The organism is Paracoccus sp. (in: a-proteobacteria) (assembly GCF_032007265.1).
Taxonomy (GTDB): Bacteria; Pseudomonadota; Alphaproteobacteria; order Rhodobacterales; family Rhodobacteraceae; genus Paracoccus.
In genome coordinates this window covers 1-16,974 of sequence record NZ_DALZMB010000014.1, presented here as the reverse complement: position 1 = coordinate 16,974, position 16,974 = coordinate 1, and the positions used below count along the sequence as shown (strand labels likewise).

The window sequence follows — 16,974 nt, the reverse complement described above, 5'->3', positions numbered from 1 at the left end:
AAGCCCTGCCGAAATCGGAAATGCCGAAATCCGATCACCGGCAAAAACATGACCATCGATAGAAAAGATGATGCAGAAACGACAAAAGCCCCCAAAGGGGCTTGTCGTCGCTGACGCGAAGGATAAATGGCGCGGTTGACGGGGCTCGAACCCGCGACCCCCGGCGTGACAGGCCGGTACTCTAACCAACTGAGCTACAACCGCGCATTTTATCTGGCGAATTTGTTTATGGTAGTGGCGCGGTTGACGGGGCTCGAACCCGCGACCCCCGGCGTGACAGGCCGGTACTCTAACCAACTGAGCTACAACCGCGTATACCATCTCCAGATCGCCTCTGGAGTGAGGCGGTATCTACGGGTGGCAGCGCGCAGCGTCAAGGCCCGATCTGAGACATTCTTGATGAAAAGTAAAAGAGACGCCCGAAGGCGTCCCATTCGCAAAATCCACGCCCGCAAAACCTGTGGTTTTACACAGGATTTGCAGGTTTTTGACGCAGTTGGCCTATTTCACGACCGTCGCGGGATTAAAGTCAGGCAGGGCTTCCAGCTCGGCTTTGGTGAAATTTGTGGCATAGAAACGGTCCTTGCCCACCTGAACCAGGTGAATCGCATCTTTGCCCAGCAGCACCTTTTTCGCGCCAATTCCCAAAAAGCCGCCAATATCGGCCACATAGCCGACAAGTTGGCCCTGGCGATCCAGCACCACGTCATCCACTTTGGCGATGTCTTGCCACTCGGCCGGGCGCTCGGTCAGCGCGGGGTTGTCCCAAGCGGTGCTTGAAGGCTCGTTCGTGGTCCAGATGCGACGGCTGGTCATCCACGAGCCCAGAATGCCCGGCTCGGTCTCAGAGATTGCAGGGGCGCTGACATCAGGTGCAGCGACCACGGCCTCGGCCTCTTTGACGGCAGCTTTGGCCGAATCGGTGGCAGCCTCTGCAGCCGTTGCCGCGTCATGGGCCGCGTCGGCGGCAATCGCCTTGGTCTGCTGGCCTGCCTCATTGGCCGACGAGGCCGCTGCATCGGCAGCTTTGGCTGCATCTTCTGCGGCGTCCTTGGCTGCGCTTTCGGCGGCGGTCACGGCCTTTTCGGCTGCGGCTTCGGCGGCCTGTCCCGCAGCTTTTGCGGTGGCGGCCGCATCACTTGCCGCGTTTCCGGCAGCTGCAGCCGCATCTGCGCCGACTGCCTTAGCTGCATCGGCGGCCGATTTTGCGGCCTCTTTGGCCGAATTCACGGCCTCGTCGGCAGCTTGGCCCACGGTGGTTTGCGCAGGGGTCTGCTCTGGGGTCTGAACAACGACGGCAGGCGCATCGCCTGTGGCGGTCTGGGCAAAGGCCGCCCCCGAAATTGCAAGGCTGGTTGCGGCAATGACAAATGCTTTCATGGCTTTGTCCTTTCGAGGCTTTTGTTGATTCGAGCCGAAAGGCCCGTTGCCAACACAACCCCTGACCCCCGCAGGCGTTCCCGCAAAAACGCCCGATGGGCGCAGTTGCGCAGAAATGCCCCGATCCGCTTAGATCTGCTGAGCGTGCGCGCGTGGATGGCTGATGCGCCCCCCGCAAACCGGAGCGGGCGCCGCCGTGGTTTTAGGCCCCGAGGTTGCCAGCCCGCGCAAAACACGCACGGCAAGCCAGCCAAACGCCTGCGCCTCGAGCATGTCACCATCCAGCCCGGCGGCCTCGACCGGCTGCACATCCAGCCCCGTCCTGCGCCTGAGCGCTGCCATCATCGTCAGATTGTGGCGACCGCCACCACATACCAACAGCTGGCTGGGCATCGAGGGCATCCATTGCAGCCCTGCTGCCACTGCTGCTGCGGCGGCCTCGGTCAGGGTTGCTGCGGCATCGGCGTCGCTCAGGGCGGCAACGGCAGGTAAAATGGCGCGGAAATCATCCCGATCAAGCGATTTTGGTGGTCGGCGCGCGAAATAGGGATGCGCAAGAAAGGCCTCGATGACCTGCTCGTCAACGCGCCCCGCGCCTGCCAAGGCGCCGCCCTCATCCCGCTCGCGCCGCAAGCGTTGGCGCATCAGATCATTGATCGGCGCATTGGCAGGGCCCGTGTCAAAAGCCAGACAGGCCCCTTGGGATTCGGGGCTTGGCGAAAGCGGGTCGACCCAGGTGATATTGCCCACTCCGCCCAAATTCAGAAAAGCGACAGGTCCGGCAGCCAGTTTGCCCTGCCCCACCGCCCATTGCGCGCAGGCCCAGTGAAAAAACGGCGCAAGCGGAGCGCCCTCTCCGCCCTGACGCACGTCCTCGCTGCGAAAATCCCACACCACCGGGCGATCCAGCCGCCGCGCCAAGGCGGCACCATCGCCGGCCTGATGGGTGCCCCGGCCCGCCGGATCATGCGCCAGCGTCTGGCCATGATAGCCGATGACTGCCGCCTCGGGAAAGCGCGCGGCAAGGCTGGCATGGGCCTCGACCGACAGTGCCGCCGCCTCGCTCACCCCCGGATCGCCCGGCCATGCCCCAAGGGCCGCATGCAAAACCTGCGCCTCATTGTCGCGGTAGCTGGCATAGGCGCTGCGTCCAAAGCCCGTGATCTGGACGCCATCAGTTGCAATCATTGCGGCATCCACCCCATCAAGCGAGGTGCCCGACATCATACCCAATGCGTGAATGACCTGGTTCATGAATGGCTTTCCCTTGAACTCTGCCCCCGGTATACCCGGCACGTTCGAAAGGAAAAGACCATGACCTACCATGCCAAGTCCGAATTCATGCGCGTGATGATCGAGCGCGGCTATCTGGCCGATTGCACAGATATGCAAGCGCTTGACGAAGCCCTTAAAGATGGGCCGATCACGGCATATATCGGCTATGATGCAACGGCGGCCAGCCTGCATGTCGGTCACCTGCTGAACATCATGATGCTGCGCTGGTTCCAGAAAACCGGCAACCGTCCGATCACCTTGATGGGTGGCGGCACGACCAAGGTTGGCGATCCGTCCTTCCGATCGGATGAGCGTCCGCTGCTGACCGAGGATCAGATCCAGGCCAATATCGACGGCATGCAAAAGGTTTTCGCGCGCTATCTTGATTACGGCGATGGCAAGGCGCAGATGCTGAACAACGCCGAATGGTTGGATAATCTCAACTATCTTGAATTTTTGCGCGATATCGGGCGGCACTTCTCGGTCAACCGCATGCTGTCGTTTGAATCGGTCAAATCACGCTTGGATCGTGAGCAATCGTTGAGCTTTCTCGAGTTCAACTACATGATTCTGCAGGCCTATGACTTTTTGGAACTGAACCGGCGCTATGACTGCAAATTGCAGATGGGCGGCTCGGACCAATGGGGCAATATCATCAACGGGATCGATCTGACCCGCCGCGTTCTGGATCACGAGATCTGGGGGCTGACCTCGCCTTTGCTGACCACCTCGGATGGTCGCAAGATGGGCAAATCGGCGGGCGGTGCGACCTGGCTGAACGGCGATATGCTATCGCCCTATGAGTTCTGGCAGTTCTGGCGCAACTCGACCGATGCCGATGTCGGTCGCTTCCTGAAGCTTTACACCGAGCTTCCGGTCGAAGAATGCGAACGGCTGGGCAAACTCGAGGGCGCGGCCATCAATGATGCCAAGATCATTCTGGCCAATGCCGTCACGACCCTGCTGCATGGCGCCGAAGCTGCCGCTTCGGCCGAGGCGACTGCGCGCAAAGTCTTTGAAGAAGGCGGCGCAGGCGGCGATCTAGAGACCGTGATCATTGGTGCGGATGCGCTGGGTGACGGGATCTCGGCGGTTCAGCTGCTGGTTCAGACCGGGATTGCCCCCTCGGGAAAAGAGGCCAAGCGCCTGATTGCCGAGGGTGGTCTCAAGCTGAACAATGAAACGGTCAGCGACCCGCAAGCCGTCGTGGACAGCAAGGTGATCGGTACGGGGCTCAAGGTCTCGGTCGGCAAGAAAAAGCACCGCATGGTGCAAATCGGATAAGGCAAGGCCGGGGAGATCCCGGCCTTTTCTTTTACCAGATGGGCAGCACCAGCCGACAGCGGCCTTTGGCACCGCCTGCCTTTTGTGTGCTCAAAGACCCGATTGCCAGACCCGGACCGCATCAATGGGCCAGCTCAGCATCAAAAGGTTCAGCGCCAGACCATCGCGGATGACATAGGCCAACATCAGCTCGGACCCCACGACCAGCAGGACGCTAACCCAGACCGGCAGCCGACTGGCCAGCAAGAAACCCAGCATCATCATCACAATATCGGCCAGCGAGTTCACCACGCTGTCGCCGTAATAATCCAGCGAGATCGTGACCGCGCGATAGCGTTCAATGATCGCATCCGAATTTTCGACGATCTCCCAGGCGGCCTCGATCAGGGTGGCGATGCTCAGGCGCCAGCCAAACCCCAGCCGTGGCAGGAAAAACCACAGAATTGCATAAAAGACAAAGCCGTGAGTGATATGCGAAAAGCTGTACCAATCGGCGATATGCTGCGAGTTTTCTGCGCTGATGACTTGGCCGTGCCACAATTTGACATAGCCGCATTTGCAGATGATCTGACGACCAAACCAGATCAGGCAGGCCGCAGCCAATAAGATCGTGGCAAGAATGGTTAGGGCGGGGGCAAATCGGCGCAGCTGCATGGTCCGAACCAATCACTGGCCCGCTCTGCTGTCGACGCCTATCCATCGCCGCATCAACGATTCCCGGCTTGGGCGGATTTTCTGCAACTCTTGCAAAGCCACAGCATGATTGGCGCGCTGCCGTGAACGGGCGATCGGGGCACGGCCATTGCCAAGCAGCAGCGTTTCAGCTGAAGGAACGGCCCCGGAAAAGGACAGGCCCCGCGAATGGCGGGGCCTGTTGATGGCGCGGCTTGGGGCATTTTGCCCCTATCGCGATTATTCCTGAACTGTCACTTTCACCATGACATCCGGTTTATCGACAGAACCATTGGCCGCCGCATCGCCTTTTTTCACGGCATTCAGGACGTCCCAGCCGTCAATCAGCTGACCGACGACAGTATATTGGCCGTTCAGGAACTCTGCCGGGGCCAGGTCGATAAAGAACTGGCTATTGGCAGAATTGGGATCCTGCGAGCGGGCCATGCCGACCGTACCCGCCTGAAAGGCGACGTCGTTGAACTCGGCTTTCAGGTCGGGAAGCTCTGAGCCGCCCATACCAGCGCGCGAGGTTTCGCCGTCTTTTTTGCCATATTGGACATCGCCGGTCTGGGCCATGAACCCATCGATGACACGGTGGAAAACCACATTGTCATAGGCACCCGACTTTGCCAAAGCGACGATCCGCTCGACATGTTTGGGGGCTTTATCGGCATAAAGATCCAGAACGATCTTGCCCTTGGGCGCGCCGGCCGCATCAGCGACCTCGATCACCAGATTAGGGCCCGGACCATCCGTGACACCCGGCAGACCTTCTGCGAAAGCGGCAGATCCAACCACCGAAGCGGCCAATGCCAGTGCGGGGGTAAGGGCGAACTTAAGCATTGCTGTCGACATCCGCGGCCACCTTGACCGAAATCATGCGATCAGGATTGGTTGGCGGCTCGCCGCGGGCAATCTTGTCGACATGCTCCATTCCCGAAATCACACGGCCATAGACCGTATACTGACCATTCAGGAAATGGTTGTCGCTGAAGTTGATAAAGAACTGGCTGTTGGCCGAGTTCGGATTCTGCGAGCGCGCAGCGCCCAAAGTGCCACGGTCATGCGGCAGTTTCGAGAATTCCGCCGGCAGGTCGGGCAGATCCGAACCACCCGTGCCAGCGCGGCGCGGATTGTAATCCTTTTCCATATTGGCATGTTCGACATCGCCGGTTTGCGCCATGAAGCCATTGATAACGCGGTGGAATGCCACGTTGTCATAGGCACCTGCACGGGCCAGGGCCTTCATGCGCTCGGCATGTTTGGGCGCCACATCGGGCAGAAGTTCGATCACGACCGGACCGTCTTTCAGCTCGACAATGATAGTGTTCTCAGGATCTTTGATCTCGGCCATCGAGGTTTCCTCATTTTATGGTCTGCACCAGAGTTAAGCCTTTCGTCCGTCTTGGACAACGGCAGACAGCGCATTAGCGAAACCTTGGGGGAGCATCAGTTGACGGTAATGTTAACTTGATAGAAAAACCGCTTGGACAGCGAAAGTCGCGGAGAGGACCCGAACATGGCAGATTTCAACACGATCGACGACATGGATCTTGACGGCAAGGTTGTGCTTGTCCGCGTGGACATTAACGTGCCCGTCGAAAACGGTCAGGTCAGCGATGCCACGCGCATCGAAAAAATCGTGCCCACGATCAAGGACATTCAGGCCAAAGGTGGCATCCCGGTTCTGATGGCCCATTTCGATCGCCCCAAGGGCCAGAAAGTGCCCTCGATGAGCCTGCAGCAACTGGTGCCCGCGCTTGAAAGCGCCCTTGGCCAGGCTGTGAAGTTTTCCGACGAAGCAATCGGTGGCCCGGCAAAACGTGCGGTTGCCGATCTGAAGGCGGGCGATATTTTGCTGCTTGAGAACACCCGTTTCTACCCGGGCGAGGAAAGCAATGATCCGACCTTTGCGGCCTCGGTCGCCGCTTTGGGTCAGGTCTATATCAATGATGCTTTCTCGGCCGCACATCGCGCACATGCCTCGACCGAGGGCATTGCCAAGCTGCTGCCTTCGGCGGCGGGTCGCCTGATGGAGGCCGAGTTGAAGGCACTGGACGCAGCCCTTGGCGCGCCTGAACGCCCGGTCGTCGCCATCGTGGGCGGTGCCAAAGTTTCGACCAAACTCGAGCTGCTGACCAATCTGATCGAGAAAGTTGAACATCTCGTGATCGGTGGCGGCATGGCCAATACCTTCCTTGTGGCCCAAGGAATCGAGGTCGGGAAATCGCTGGCCGAGCGGGATATGGCCGATACGGCGCGCGAGATTTTGGCCAAGTCCAAAACCGCAGGCTGCACGATTCACCTGCCCGTCGATATTGTCGTGGCGCGCGAGTTCAAAGCCCATGCCGAAACCGAGACCCTGCCTGCCGATCAATGTCCGGCGGATGCGATGATTCTGGACGCCGGGCCGCAGACGGTCGCAGCGATCCGCAAGGTCTTTGAGGCATCGCGTACCCTGATCTGGAACGGTCCGCTTGGCGCCTTTGAAATTCCGCCCTTCGATATGGCCACGAATGCCGCCGCCCGCGAAGCGGCCGAGCTGACCCGTGCGGGCAAGCTGATCTCGGTTGCAGGGGGCGGCGATACGGTCGCTGCGCTGAACAAGGCGGGCGTGTCAGGTGATTTCACCTTCATCTCGACCGCAGGTGGCGCGTTCCTGGAATGGATGGAGGGCAAGACCCTGCCGGGCGTTGCAGCGTTGCAAAAGCGCTGATCCTTTAGGGCCAGCCGAAGTAAGAATGCGACAAGGGGGCGTCAGACGCCCCCTTTTTTCGTGCGCTCATTGCGCCATCCGGACCTTACAAGCCGCACGGCCCGGCGCCGAATTACCTTAGCGCGTCAATTGCTCGTCGCGGGTGCCGCGGGCGCAGGCGTAGTTGCAGGGGCCGCGGGCGCAGAAGTCGCAGCCGGTTCTGTAGCTGCAGGCGCTGTCGTCGCAGGTGCTGGGGTTTCTGGCGCTGGGGTTGCGGGGGCTGTTGTCGTAGCTGCCGGGGCTTCGGCCGCAGGCGGCGTCACAAGTTCAGCAGGTGGCGAGGTCCGCTCGAGGTCGTTCTCATTCGGGTCTTGCCACAAAATGAATAGAAATGTCCCGACTGCAATCAGCAGCGCCAAAGCCAGAACAAGCATGAAGGGTCGGTTTTGACGGATCTGGTCGGGAATGCCGGCGGGGTCTTCGTTGGCCATGGGAACATCCTCGCTATTAAGCAGAAATCAACGCAAATACGGCTTGTGAGTTCCCGTTAGCGCAACCGAGATTGCCCTTCTCGGTTGGCATGCTATCAGCGCCTCAATCTGGAAAGGGGAGCTTCCAATGCAAATGACAGATACGGTTCGCAAAATCCTCGCCAATTATGAAGGCGAAACGCCCGGCGTGAAGGCTCAGCTTGCCCGGATCATGATGACCGGCAAACTGGCTGGCACCGGCAAAATGATCATTCTGCCGGTCGATCAGGGCTTTGAACATGGCCCGGCACGTAGCTTTGCCGCCAACCCGGCCGCTTATGACCCCCATTATCACTATCAGCTGGCAATCGACGCTGGTCTGAACGCCTATGCCGCCCCGCTTGGCATGATCGAAGCCGGCGCAGACACGTTCGCAGGCCAGATCCCCACGATCTTGAAAGTGAACTCGGCCAACAGCCTGATGTCGGAGACCGCTGGCAAGAACCAGGCGATCACCGCCACCGTTGACGATGCGTTGCGTCTGGGCTGCTCGGCGATCGGTTTCACCATCTATCCGGGTTCGGATATGGCGCTGGACATGTTCGAGGAAATCTCGGCCATGCGTCAAGAAGCAGCTGCCAAAGGCGTCGCCACCGTCATTTGGTCCTATCCACGCGGTGAGGCGATCACCAAAGACGGCGAAACCGCCATCGACATCGCAGCCTATGCGGCCCAGATCGCTGCGCTGATCGGCGCCCATATCATCAAGATCAAGCTTTCGACCGACCATCTGATGCTGGGCGAAGCGAAAAAGGTCTATGAGGACAAGCAGATCGACGTCGCGACCCAAGCCAAACGCGTCGAGCATTGCATGCAGGCATCCTTCAACGGTCGCCGCATCGTCGTCTTCTCGGGCGGGGCCGCCAAAGGAGCGGATGCCGTCTATGACGACGCACGCGCCATTCGCGATGGCGGCGGCAACGGCTCGATCATCGGTCGCAACAGCTTCCAGCGCTCGCGCGAGGATGCTTTGGCGATGCTGCAAAAGCTGGTCGACATCTATCAAAACAAAGCCTGATCGGGGTTCAAGGCTGGGGGCATTCTGCCCCCAGACCCCCCGAGGGTATTTTCATGATAAAGAAAGGGCGTCTGCGGGCGCCCTTTTCTATTGGCTTGTCTTTTCCTTTGGAGCGGAAAGCCCTAGGTTCGTTGCGCAAGTCAAAAGGATAGCCCATGTCGTTTTTCTCGAAGCTCCGCGAGCGTTTGACCCGGTCCTCGTCGAAAATCGGCGAGGGTTTGGATGATCTGGTCAAAGATGCGGCCCCCTCTGGCGAGCAAGGGGCCGCGCCGCTTGCTGAGCCCACCGCCGAAGCGCCGATCGCTGCAATTGTTGCAAAGGGTCTTGAAGGCCTTGAGCATCAGAGCGGGACAAGCCTGCCAGAAACCGCTCCAGTGGCCCGGCCCGCGCCAGCTGAGGCCCAGGCCGAAGCAGCGCCGCCCGTACGGCCGGAGATGACAGCTGCAGCGCCCTTGATCCGGGCGGAGAGTGCCAATGCGGCGTTTACGGCTGCACCTGCACCTGCACCTGCACCTGCAGCACCGCAGCCCGCTGACAGCAAGCCCGGGGTTCTGGGCCGGCTCTTGGGGCGCAGCGAGGCAGAGCCTCGTCGCGAGCTGAATGATGAGATGCTGGAGGAGCTCGAAGAGATGCTTATCCAGGCGGATATGGGGGTCGAGACCGCCTTGCGCGTGACCGCCAATATCGCCGAAGGACGCTTGGGGCGGCGGATTTCGTCGCGCGAGCTAAAGGAACTTTTGGCCTTGGAGATCACCCGTATCATGACGCCGGTGGCCAAACCTTTGCCGATCTATGCCAAAAAGCCGCAGGTTGTGCTGGTGGTTGGCGTCAATGGTTCGGGCAAGACCACGACCATTGGCAAACTGGCCAGTCAGTTTCGCGCGGCTGGCAAGAATGTCGTCATTGCTGCGGGCGATACGTTTCGCGCCGCCGCCGTCGAGCAATTGCAGGTTTGGGGCAAGCGCGCAGGCGTTCCGGTTCTAACCGCGCCTGAGGGAAGCGATCCGGCAAGTCTTGCCTTTGATGCGATGAACAAAGCCGAGGCTGATGGCGCCGATCTGTTGATGATCGATACGGCAGGACGGTTGCAGAACCGTCAGGATCTGATGGAAGAGCTGGCCAAGATCGTGCGGGTCATTCGCAAGAAAGATCCCTCGGCGCCCCATAACACGCTGCTGGTTCTGGACGCGACCACGGGCCAGAATGCATTGTCACAGGTCGAGACCTTCCAAAAACTTGCCGATGTGTCCGGCTTGGTCATGACAAAGCTCGACGGCACCGCGCGTGGTGGGGTCTTGGTGGCTTTGGCCGACCGTTTTGGCCTGCCCATCCATGCCATTGGCGTGGGTGAGCAGATCGATGACCTGGATGCTTTTGACGCGGGCGAATTTGCACGCGCACTGGTCGGGCTGGAAAGCTAGGACTTATGGCTTGATCAGCTCGGCATCGGTGGTGGGCTGGGTTTCCGGCTTGATCGTGCCATCGGGTGCGGCAACCGGGGTCTGGGTGCTGCCGGGCGGGGTGAATGGCGCACTTAGCTCGGCCTTTTTGCTCGCCTTGTCATAAATACAGACATAGCGATCCGCGAGATCGTCATTGACCGTATGCACGATCAACGCAGCCCCGTAGCTGTCCGAGCCAAAGGGGTTCACCTCGATCATGGTCTCGCCCCCGGTCGGGGCCAGCGCCGCACAGCTTTGGCGAACCTCGTCGCGAAAGGCGTTCCAGGCTTCATCGGATGAAGCCAAGGCAGGCAGTGCTGCGGCCAGGGAAAGGCAAGCGGCGGTCAGGGCTGAATGGCGCATGGGTCCTCAACGGGTTGGGCAAGCGGGGCGTCATGGCAAAGGAACGCGGCGCGAGGCCGGAGGGTTTCCGCCCTAATAGGCCCCACATTAACCAAAGCTTGTCATTTGCGTGCTAAATGTCGTGGAAGGACCCAATCTTTCCACGACACAGCAGCATGCAGCAAAGGGACGAACGATGCAGCCCTAGAGAAAAACCGTCCTGAAACCGCTTTAGGCGCCGGTGGCAGCACTCAGGCCCATTTGCGCAAGGAAACGGTCCAGCTCGGGGCCATGGGCGGCGCGGCTGGCGAAAAGTGTCGCCTGCGAACGTAGGATCGGTTCGGCGGTGATGATGCGCAGATGATTGGCGCGCAGCGTTTCACCCGATGAGGTGATGTCAGCAATCGCCTCGGCAGTCAGATTGGCGACGGTGCCTTCGGTCGCCCCCTGGCTGTCGACCAGTTGATAATCGGCGACCTCTTGCTCAGAGAGCCAGGCCCGCACCAGACGGTGATATTTGGTCGCGATTCGGATGCGAAAACCATGTGTCTGCCGGAAATCGCGCGCAATGGCCGCGAAATCATCCAGGGATTCGCAATCCAGCCAACACGCGGGCACGGCAAGGATCAGATCAGCATGGCCAAAGCCCATTCCGACCAGCTCGGTCACATCAGAGCGCCATCCGGCCAGCTTTTCGCGGATCAGATCGGTGCCCGTCACGCCAAGTTCAATCCGGCCCGCCGCCAGCTCACGCGGGATTTCCCCCGCCGACAGCAGCACAAGCGAGACCCCATCAGCCCCCTCGACCCGGCCCGAATATTCCCGATCAGAACCCGCACGTGACAGTTTGACCCCATGTCCAGCGAACCAGTCAAAGGTCTGCTCCATCAACCGTCCCTTGGACGGTACCCCCAGCCGGATCATGCCAATGCCTCCAACTCAGCCAAAAGGCCCGGGCGCACGATGCCCCCGACCGCCGGAATCGCCTGACCATGCCCCAGAACCGAGGTCAGCGCATCATAGCGCCCCCCCGAGGCGACCGGTGGCCAATCCGCGCGATGGGCAAAGAACGAAAAGGTCATGCCGTCGTAATATTCCATCGACTGCCGGCCGTGGCTTGCGTCGAACCGAATCGCGGCAATGTCGATCCCAAGGCCCGCGATCAGATCAAGCCGCTTGCCCAAACGCTCGACCGCCTCGCCGATCTGGGGCAGCTCATCGACCATTGCGCGCAGCTCTGCCAACGCCTGAGGCGCCGAGCCGGTGATCGACAGCAGGTGCTGCAGCCGACCCGACCATTCCGGTGCCAAAGGCTCTTCGTCGGCGATGGCATTTAGCCTTGCGATGCGCGCCTGCATCTCTTCTGGGGTGCGTAATCCCGTCCAGGGGCCGGTCTCGGGGCCGAAATTGCGCCGCGGCGCAGGGCGGGAAAAACGCGCAAGGCAGGCGCGAAAGCGTTTTGGCTGCCAGATGTAATGCAACAGCATCTCGCGGCGCGTCGCAGAAAGCGGCAAAGCACGGATCGCGTCCAGAACCAACCGCATATCGCCCATTACGGCCGCAAGGCGGTAGGGCGAAAGGATGTTCCAAAACAGCGTGAAAACCTCGGCGTCGGCGGCATCTTCGCGGGCGAAAAGCTCGAATCCGGCCTGCAGATATTCATTGTCGCGCGGATGTTCGGGACGGGTATCGCCGTGGTCTTGCTTGCGAAATACCTCGCCCAGATAGCAATAACGCGCAGGCTCGGCGCCGCCGGCCATATGCATCTGAACAACGGGAACAGTGAAATCGGGGCGAAGCATAACTTCGCCCCGGATCGGATCATGGGTTACATAGGCGCGCGCGCGAATATCCTCGCCGTAAAGATCAAGCAGCGTCTCGGCGGGCAGCAAGATATCGGGGGCGACTTCGGTCGCCCCGGCGGCGCGGAAATCAGCCAGCAGGCGCTGACCGATCTCTTGGCGGGCGCGCTTGTCAATCATGAGCCAAGGATCTTTTTGGTAGCGGCAACCAGATCTGTGCGGGCGACCTCGAATTGGGCGGGCTGCGCCTTCCATTCCTCGAGGCTGGCTTCGGCGGCGATTTTGGCGCCAAGGATCAAGTCCTTGACCTGAATAACGCCACGCGCGGCCTCGTCCTCACCTTGGATGATCGCGACTGGAGACGCGCGTTTATCCGCATATTTCAACTGGTTACCAAAGCTTCTCGGATTGCCCAGATAAACTTCGGCGCGAATGCCCGCCGCTCGCAGCTCGGCAGCCATTGCCTGATAATCGGCCATACGCGTCTTATCCATCACCGTGACCACGACCGGGCCATGGGCTTCGCGACCCGCCAGACCTTTGGCACGCAGCGCCGCCAGAAGGCGGTCCACACCGATCGAAACGCCGGTTGCTGGAACCTTTTGCCCGGTGAAGCGCTCGACCAGACCATCATAGCGTCCGCCGCCCGCGACCGAGCCGAATTGGCGCTTGCGCCCCTTCTCGTCCAAGATCTCAAAGGTCAATTCGGCCTCGAAAACCGGACCTGTGTAATAGCCAAGGCCGCGCACGATCGAAGGGTCAATGACCACGCGATCCGCACCCACACCCTGAGCAGCCAATAGTTCGGAGATCTGCGCCAGCTCATCGACCCCCTCGGCCCCCATGACCGAAGCGCCAACGGCCGCCCGCAGATTGTCCAGCGTGGCCGAATTATCCGCGCCTTTCGAGGTCAAAAAGGCCAGCACCGGACCCGCAGCCTCGGGGGACAGGCCGATGCCGTCGATATAGGCGCCGCTTTCGTCTTTGCGCCCGGTCGTCAGCAGCTCGCGTACGCCGCTTTCACCAATCTTGTCGAATTTATCGATGGTGCGCAGAACGGCATCGGCCTGCTCGCCCGCCGTTACGCCCATTTCCTCAAGGACGCCATTCAGCACCTTGCGGTTATTCACCCGAACGATGTAATCGCCCCGCTCGATCCCGACGGCCTCAAGCGCATCGGCCAGCATGCCGCAAATCTCGGCATCCGCGGCGACCGATGCCGATCCGACTGTATCAGCATCGCACTGATAGAATTGGCGAAAACGCCCCGGACCCGGCTTTTCATTGCGCCAGACGGGACCCATCGCATAGCGGCGGTAGGGCGAGGGCAAGTCATTGCGAAACTGCGCCGCGACGCGCGCCAACGGGGCGGTCAAATCATAGCGCAGCGCCAGCCAATCGCCCGAACCACCACCGGGGACATCCGCCTCTTGCCAAGCAAAGACGCCCGCATTGGGACGGTCGACATCGGGCAGGAATTTCCCCAGTGACTCGACGGTTTCGACGGCGCTGGTTTCCAAAGGATCAAAGCCGTGGCGATGATAGACTGCGGCGATGCGGTCCAACATCTCCTTGCGTTCCGTCACATCCGCGCCAAAATAGTCGCGAAAGCCCTTTGGCGTCTCAGCTTTGGGACGGGGCTGTTTTTTTTGATCCTTGGCCATGTTTCTGCCTTTTGGCTAATTCTGGCAAGGGTCTAACGGATGGAGGCTCTATGGACAAGCCAAGCCTAGATCGGGTTGACCGGCTAGAAGAAAACGTGGCGCATCTGACGCGCCTGGCCGAGGATCTATCGACGATCGTGGCGCGTCAAGAGCGCGAGATCGCCCGGCTGTCACGCCGGGTCGGTATGCTGCTCGAGCGTGAGGCCGAACGCGAGGCCAGCCAAGAGGGCTCGATCCCCTTGGCTGATCAGCTGCCGCCCCATTGGTAGGGTTAGGGCCTCAAGCCCCATCCCTTTCGGGGGTTGGGGCCGAAATCGGGGCAGCCTCCGGCGCAGGGGTAATTGCAGGCTCGACGGGCTGCGGCGCGGGTTCCGGGGCATGGATGGGCTGCACCGATGGTGCCGAAACAGCCGCTGGCTGAACGTCATTGACCGCCGTAAGTGAGCGGCGAAAAACCAGCACATTATGATAGACCATCGTCCGCGAGGTCAGCCCGCTGCGCTCTTCGGTGGGCAGGGTTTCGGCGCGCAGATATTCCCAACCCTGCTGGGCCATCTCATTCAGCGCTGTGCTGAAGGCCTGCGAAAAGCGATCTGTCGCAGTCTTGCTGCCCCGTCCCTTTTCCCCGCGATCGGGGGCCGGCACGACGGTATATTCGAAAAGCTGCATCTTGGCCTCGCAAGCTGGTTTCGTAGCAAAGGGTTATGACAAATCGAGCCTTTTGAAAAGAACCGAGGCAAGGCCAGCCGAATTTCCGCTGATCGGTGCAGGATTTCCCTGCGCTACGCCGTCTTTTTCCACCGGGAAAGCGCGCGCCCCACCATCACTGCGATCCAGCAGACCGCAACGGCCATCGCCAGATCAGACCATGAAAGCGGAATGGGCATGGCCAGATCTTGCTGCAGCTGATCGGCCAGCGCCAATCGTCCTGCGGTTAGAATATCGCCCAGAACCGCGATGCCCAGCACCACAACCTGCATGATCAAAATGGTGGAATAGGCCGCCGCCAATAGCAAAGCTGCCGCGCACAGGGCTAATATGGCTGCGGTCAGCGCGATGCGTCCCATTGGAACCGCTTTCATCGCCGCCGAAGCCCCAGATGCCAGCCCCGCTGTCAGGCCGCCAGCAACCAGCGCGCCCCACCAATGCCAAGGCGCACCTTGATCTGGCAAATCCAGATCAGGTGGGAAAATCAGCAGCAAAGGCAGAAATACCAAAAGAAACGCCCCCAGACCGATGATCAGGGGGCGCAGCATCTGGATTTAGTCAGCCAGCTTCTTGGCGACCAGCTCGTTCACGGCGGCGGGGTTGGCCTTGCCGCCCGTCGCCTTGAGGACCTGCCCCACGAACCAACCCGCGAGTTTCGGGTTTTGCTTGGCCTTTTCGACCTGATCGGGGTTCGCCGCGATAATCTCATCGACAGCCTTTTCGATCGCGCCCAGATCGGTGACCTGCTTCATGCCCCGCGCCTGAACGATCTCGGCCGGGTTGCCACCTTCGGTCCAGACGATCTCGAACAGATCCTTTGCGATCTTGCCCGAGATATCGCCCTTGGTGATCAGATCGACAATGCCGCCCAACTGCTCGGCCGAAACCGGAGAGGTATCAACCGTCAGCCCCTCTTTGTTCAGGCGGCCAAACAATTCGTTGATCACCCAGTTCGCAGCGATCTTGCCGTCACGACCCTGTGCCACGGCCTCGAAGTAATTGGCGTTCTCGACCTCGGCGGTCAGGACACCTGCATCATATTCCGACAGGCCCAATACGCTGACAAAGCGTGCCTTTTTGGCGTCGGGCAGTTCGGGCATCGCGGCGGCAATGTCATCGACCCAAGCCTGTTCGATCTCAAGCGGCAGCAGATCGGGATCGGGGAAGTAGCGGTAATCATGCGCTTCTTCCTTCGAGCGCATCGAGCGCGTCTCGCCTTTATCGGGATCGTAAAGGCGGGTTTCCTGATCGACCGTGCCGCCGTCTTCGACGATGGCAATCTGACGACGTGCCTCATATTCAATCGCAGCCTGGATGAAACGCAGCGAGTTCATGTTCTTGATCTCGCAACGCGTGCCCAGATGGCTGAAATCGCCCGTTTCGATGAATTTCTCATAGGCGCCGGGGCGGCAGACCGAGACGTTCACATCGGCGCGCAGGTTGCCGTTTTGCATATTGCCATCGCAAGTGCCCAGATAGCGCATGATCTGGCGGATCTTGGCGACATAAGCGGCGGCCTCTTCGGGACCACGGATATCGGGGCGGCTGACGATCTCCATCAGCGCCACACCGGTACGGTTCAGGTCGACAAAGGACATATTGGGATCCATGTCATGGATCGATTTGCCAGCGTCTTGTTCCAGGTGGATGCGCTCAATGCGGACGCGGCGGGCAATGCCCGGCCCCATATCGACGATCACCTCGCCCTCGCCCACGATGGGGTGATACAGCTGGCTGATCTGATAGCCCTGCGGCAAATCAGGATAGAAATAGTTCTTGCGGTCGAAAGCCGAGCGCAGGTTGATTTCGGCCTGGATGCCCAGCCCCGTGCGAACGGCCTGCGCGACGCAGAACTCGTTGATCACCGGCAGCATGCCCGGCATGGCCGCATCGACAAAGGCCACATGGCTGTTGGGCTCGGCGCCAAAGCCCGTGGACGCGCCCGAGAACAATTTGGCGTTCGAGGCGACCTGAGCGTGGACTTCCAGCCCGATCACCAGTTCCCAATCATGCTTTGCACCCTGAATGACTTTGGGTTTCGGCGGGGTAAAGCTGAGTAGATCAAGCATCGCGATATCCTTGCATATTGCCCGAGGTTCTAGGCCCGGAAGCCTTTTTGGGCAAGAGCGACACCGCCTTTTGCCCGCCCGGTTGGGTCG

Annotated in this window: 18 protein-coding genes and 2 tRNA genes; 5 read left to right on the top strand and 15 right to left on the bottom strand. The window is 60.4% G+C overall.

Annotated features, from left to right (window positions below; translation table 11 throughout):
• Positions 1-127: 127 nt before the first annotated feature.
• The 4 genes from RTS12_RS04820 to RTS12_RS04805 all read right to left on the bottom strand — a co-directional run bounded on the left by RTS12_RS04820 (position 128) and on the right by RTS12_RS04805 (position 2,634).
• Positions 128-204, bottom strand: a tRNA-Asp gene (locus tag RTS12_RS04820).
• 31 nt (positions 205-235) lie between these two features.
• A tRNA-Asp gene (locus tag RTS12_RS04815) sits at positions 236-312 on the bottom strand.
• A gap of 189 nt (positions 313-501) precedes the next feature.
• Entirely contained in the window at positions 502-1,380 is an 879-nt protein-coding gene (locus tag RTS12_RS04810) for a PRC-barrel domain-containing protein (RefSeq protein ID WP_312526030.1), read from the bottom strand.
• A gap of 129 nt (positions 1,381-1,509) precedes the next feature.
• Positions 1,510-2,634: an anhydro-N-acetylmuramic acid kinase gene (locus RTS12_RS04805; protein WP_312526029.1), complete on the bottom strand. Its 1,125-nt coding sequence runs from the start codon at positions 2,632-2,634 to the stop codon at positions 1,510-1,512.
• A gap of 60 nt (positions 2,635-2,694) precedes the next feature.
• Between RTS12_RS04805 and tyrS the strand changes: the two genes are divergently transcribed.
• Positions 2,695-3,939 carry a tyrosine--tRNA ligase gene (gene tyrS / locus RTS12_RS04800; protein WP_312526027.1) on the top strand — a complete coding sequence of 415 codons (1,245 nt, stop codon included), beginning with the start codon at positions 2,695-2,697 and terminating at the stop codon, positions 3,937-3,939.
• A 90-nt stretch (positions 3,940-4,029) separates the two neighbouring features.
• Here tyrS and RTS12_RS04795 read toward each other — a convergent pair whose 3' ends face one another.
• The 3 genes from RTS12_RS04795 to RTS12_RS04785 all read right to left on the bottom strand — a co-directional run bounded on the left by RTS12_RS04795 (position 4,030) and on the right by RTS12_RS04785 (position 5,968).
• Positions 4,030-4,593 carry a DUF2585 domain-containing protein gene (locus RTS12_RS04795; RefSeq protein ID WP_312526025.1) on the bottom strand — a complete coding sequence of 188 codons (564 nt, stop codon included), beginning with the start codon at positions 4,591-4,593 and terminating at the stop codon, positions 4,030-4,032.
• A gap of 258 nt (positions 4,594-4,851) precedes the next feature.
• Entirely contained in the window at positions 4,852-5,469 is a 618-nt protein-coding gene (locus RTS12_RS04790; protein ID WP_312526023.1) for a peptidylprolyl isomerase, read from the bottom strand.
• The gene (locus RTS12_RS04785; protein WP_312526021.1) at positions 5,450-5,968 is read right to left on the bottom strand and encodes a peptidylprolyl isomerase; all 519 of its coding nucleotides are present in this window, start codon (positions 5,966-5,968) and stop codon (positions 5,450-5,452) included. Before RTS12_RS04785 ends, RTS12_RS04790 begins: the two co-directional genes overlap by 20 nt.
• Positions 5,969-6,133: 165 nt before the next feature.
• Between RTS12_RS04785 and RTS12_RS04780 the strand changes: the two genes are divergently transcribed.
• Positions 6,134-7,330, top strand: a complete 1,197-nt coding sequence (locus tag RTS12_RS04780; RefSeq protein WP_312526020.1) for a phosphoglycerate kinase — start codon at positions 6,134-6,136, stop codon at positions 7,328-7,330.
• 125 nt (positions 7,331-7,455) lie between these two features.
• On the opposite strand, the gene RTS12_RS04775 is transcribed toward RTS12_RS04780, so the two are convergent.
• The gene (locus RTS12_RS04775; protein ID WP_312526019.1) at positions 7,456-7,800 is read right to left on the bottom strand and encodes a hypothetical protein; all 345 of its coding nucleotides are present in this window, start codon (positions 7,798-7,800) and stop codon (positions 7,456-7,458) included.
• A 127-nt stretch (positions 7,801-7,927) separates the two neighbouring features.
• On the opposite strand from RTS12_RS04775, the gene RTS12_RS04770 reads away from it, so the two are divergent.
• Both RTS12_RS04770 and ftsY read left to right on the top strand, forming a co-directional pair.
• Entirely contained in the window at positions 7,928-8,857 is a 930-nt protein-coding gene (locus RTS12_RS04770; RefSeq protein ID WP_312526017.1) for a class I fructose-bisphosphate aldolase, read from the top strand.
• A gap of 155 nt (positions 8,858-9,012) precedes the next feature.
• Positions 9,013-10,278 (top strand): signal recognition particle-docking protein FtsY, encoded by a 1,266-nt coding sequence (ftsY, locus tag RTS12_RS04765; protein ID WP_312526015.1) that lies wholly within the window; start codon positions 9,013-9,015, stop codon positions 10,276-10,278.
• Between the two features lie 3 nt (positions 10,279-10,281).
• On the opposite strand, the gene RTS12_RS04760 is transcribed toward ftsY, so the two are convergent.
• From RTS12_RS04760 to hisS, 4 genes are all read right to left on the bottom strand, one after another.
• Entirely contained in the window at positions 10,282-10,662 is a 381-nt protein-coding gene (locus RTS12_RS04760) for a hypothetical protein (protein ID WP_312526013.1), read from the bottom strand.
• Positions 10,663-10,872: 210 nt separating this feature from the next.
• Positions 10,873-11,565 carry an ATP phosphoribosyltransferase gene (gene hisG, locus RTS12_RS04755; RefSeq protein WP_312526012.1) on the bottom strand — a complete coding sequence of 231 codons (693 nt, stop codon included), beginning with the start codon at positions 11,563-11,565 and terminating at the stop codon, positions 10,873-10,875.
• Positions 11,562-12,620, bottom strand: a complete 1,059-nt coding sequence (locus tag RTS12_RS04750) for an ATP phosphoribosyltransferase regulatory subunit (protein WP_409455667.1) — start codon at positions 12,618-12,620, stop codon at positions 11,562-11,564. Before RTS12_RS04750 ends, hisG begins: the two co-directional genes overlap by 4 nt.
• Positions 12,620-14,107, bottom strand: coding sequence for a histidine--tRNA ligase (gene hisS, locus RTS12_RS04745; protein ID WP_312526008.1), 1,488 nt, complete (start codon positions 14,105-14,107; stop codon positions 12,620-12,622). The genes RTS12_RS04750 and hisS overlap by 1 nt, the downstream gene beginning before the upstream one ends.
• 50 nt (positions 14,108-14,157) lie before the next feature.
• On the opposite strand from hisS, the gene RTS12_RS04740 reads away from it, so the two are divergent.
• A complete protein-coding gene (locus RTS12_RS04740) occupies positions 14,158-14,376 on the top strand; it encodes a SlyX family protein (RefSeq protein ID WP_312526006.1) in 219 nt (72 codons plus the stop codon).
• 10 nt (positions 14,377-14,386) lie between these two features.
• Here the strand turns inward: RTS12_RS04740 and RTS12_RS04735 are convergent, their stop codons facing one another.
• The 3 genes from RTS12_RS04735 to gatB all read right to left on the bottom strand — a co-directional run bounded on the left by RTS12_RS04735 (position 14,387) and on the right by gatB (position 16,884).
• Positions 14,387-14,776, bottom strand: coding sequence for a DUF4177 domain-containing protein (locus RTS12_RS04735; protein ID WP_312526004.1), 390 nt, complete (start codon positions 14,774-14,776; stop codon positions 14,387-14,389).
• 113 nt (positions 14,777-14,889) lie between these two features.
• Positions 14,890-15,363 (bottom strand): hypothetical protein, encoded by a 474-nt coding sequence (locus RTS12_RS04730; protein WP_312526002.1) that lies wholly within the window; start codon positions 15,361-15,363, stop codon positions 14,890-14,892.
• Between the two features lie 6 nt (positions 15,364-15,369).
• The gene (gene gatB / locus RTS12_RS04725) at positions 15,370-16,884 is read right to left on the bottom strand and encodes an Asp-tRNA(Asn)/Glu-tRNA(Gln) amidotransferase subunit GatB (protein ID WP_312526001.1); all 1,515 of its coding nucleotides are present in this window, start codon (positions 16,882-16,884) and stop codon (positions 15,370-15,372) included.
• Positions 16,885-16,974: the final 90 nt, after the last annotated feature.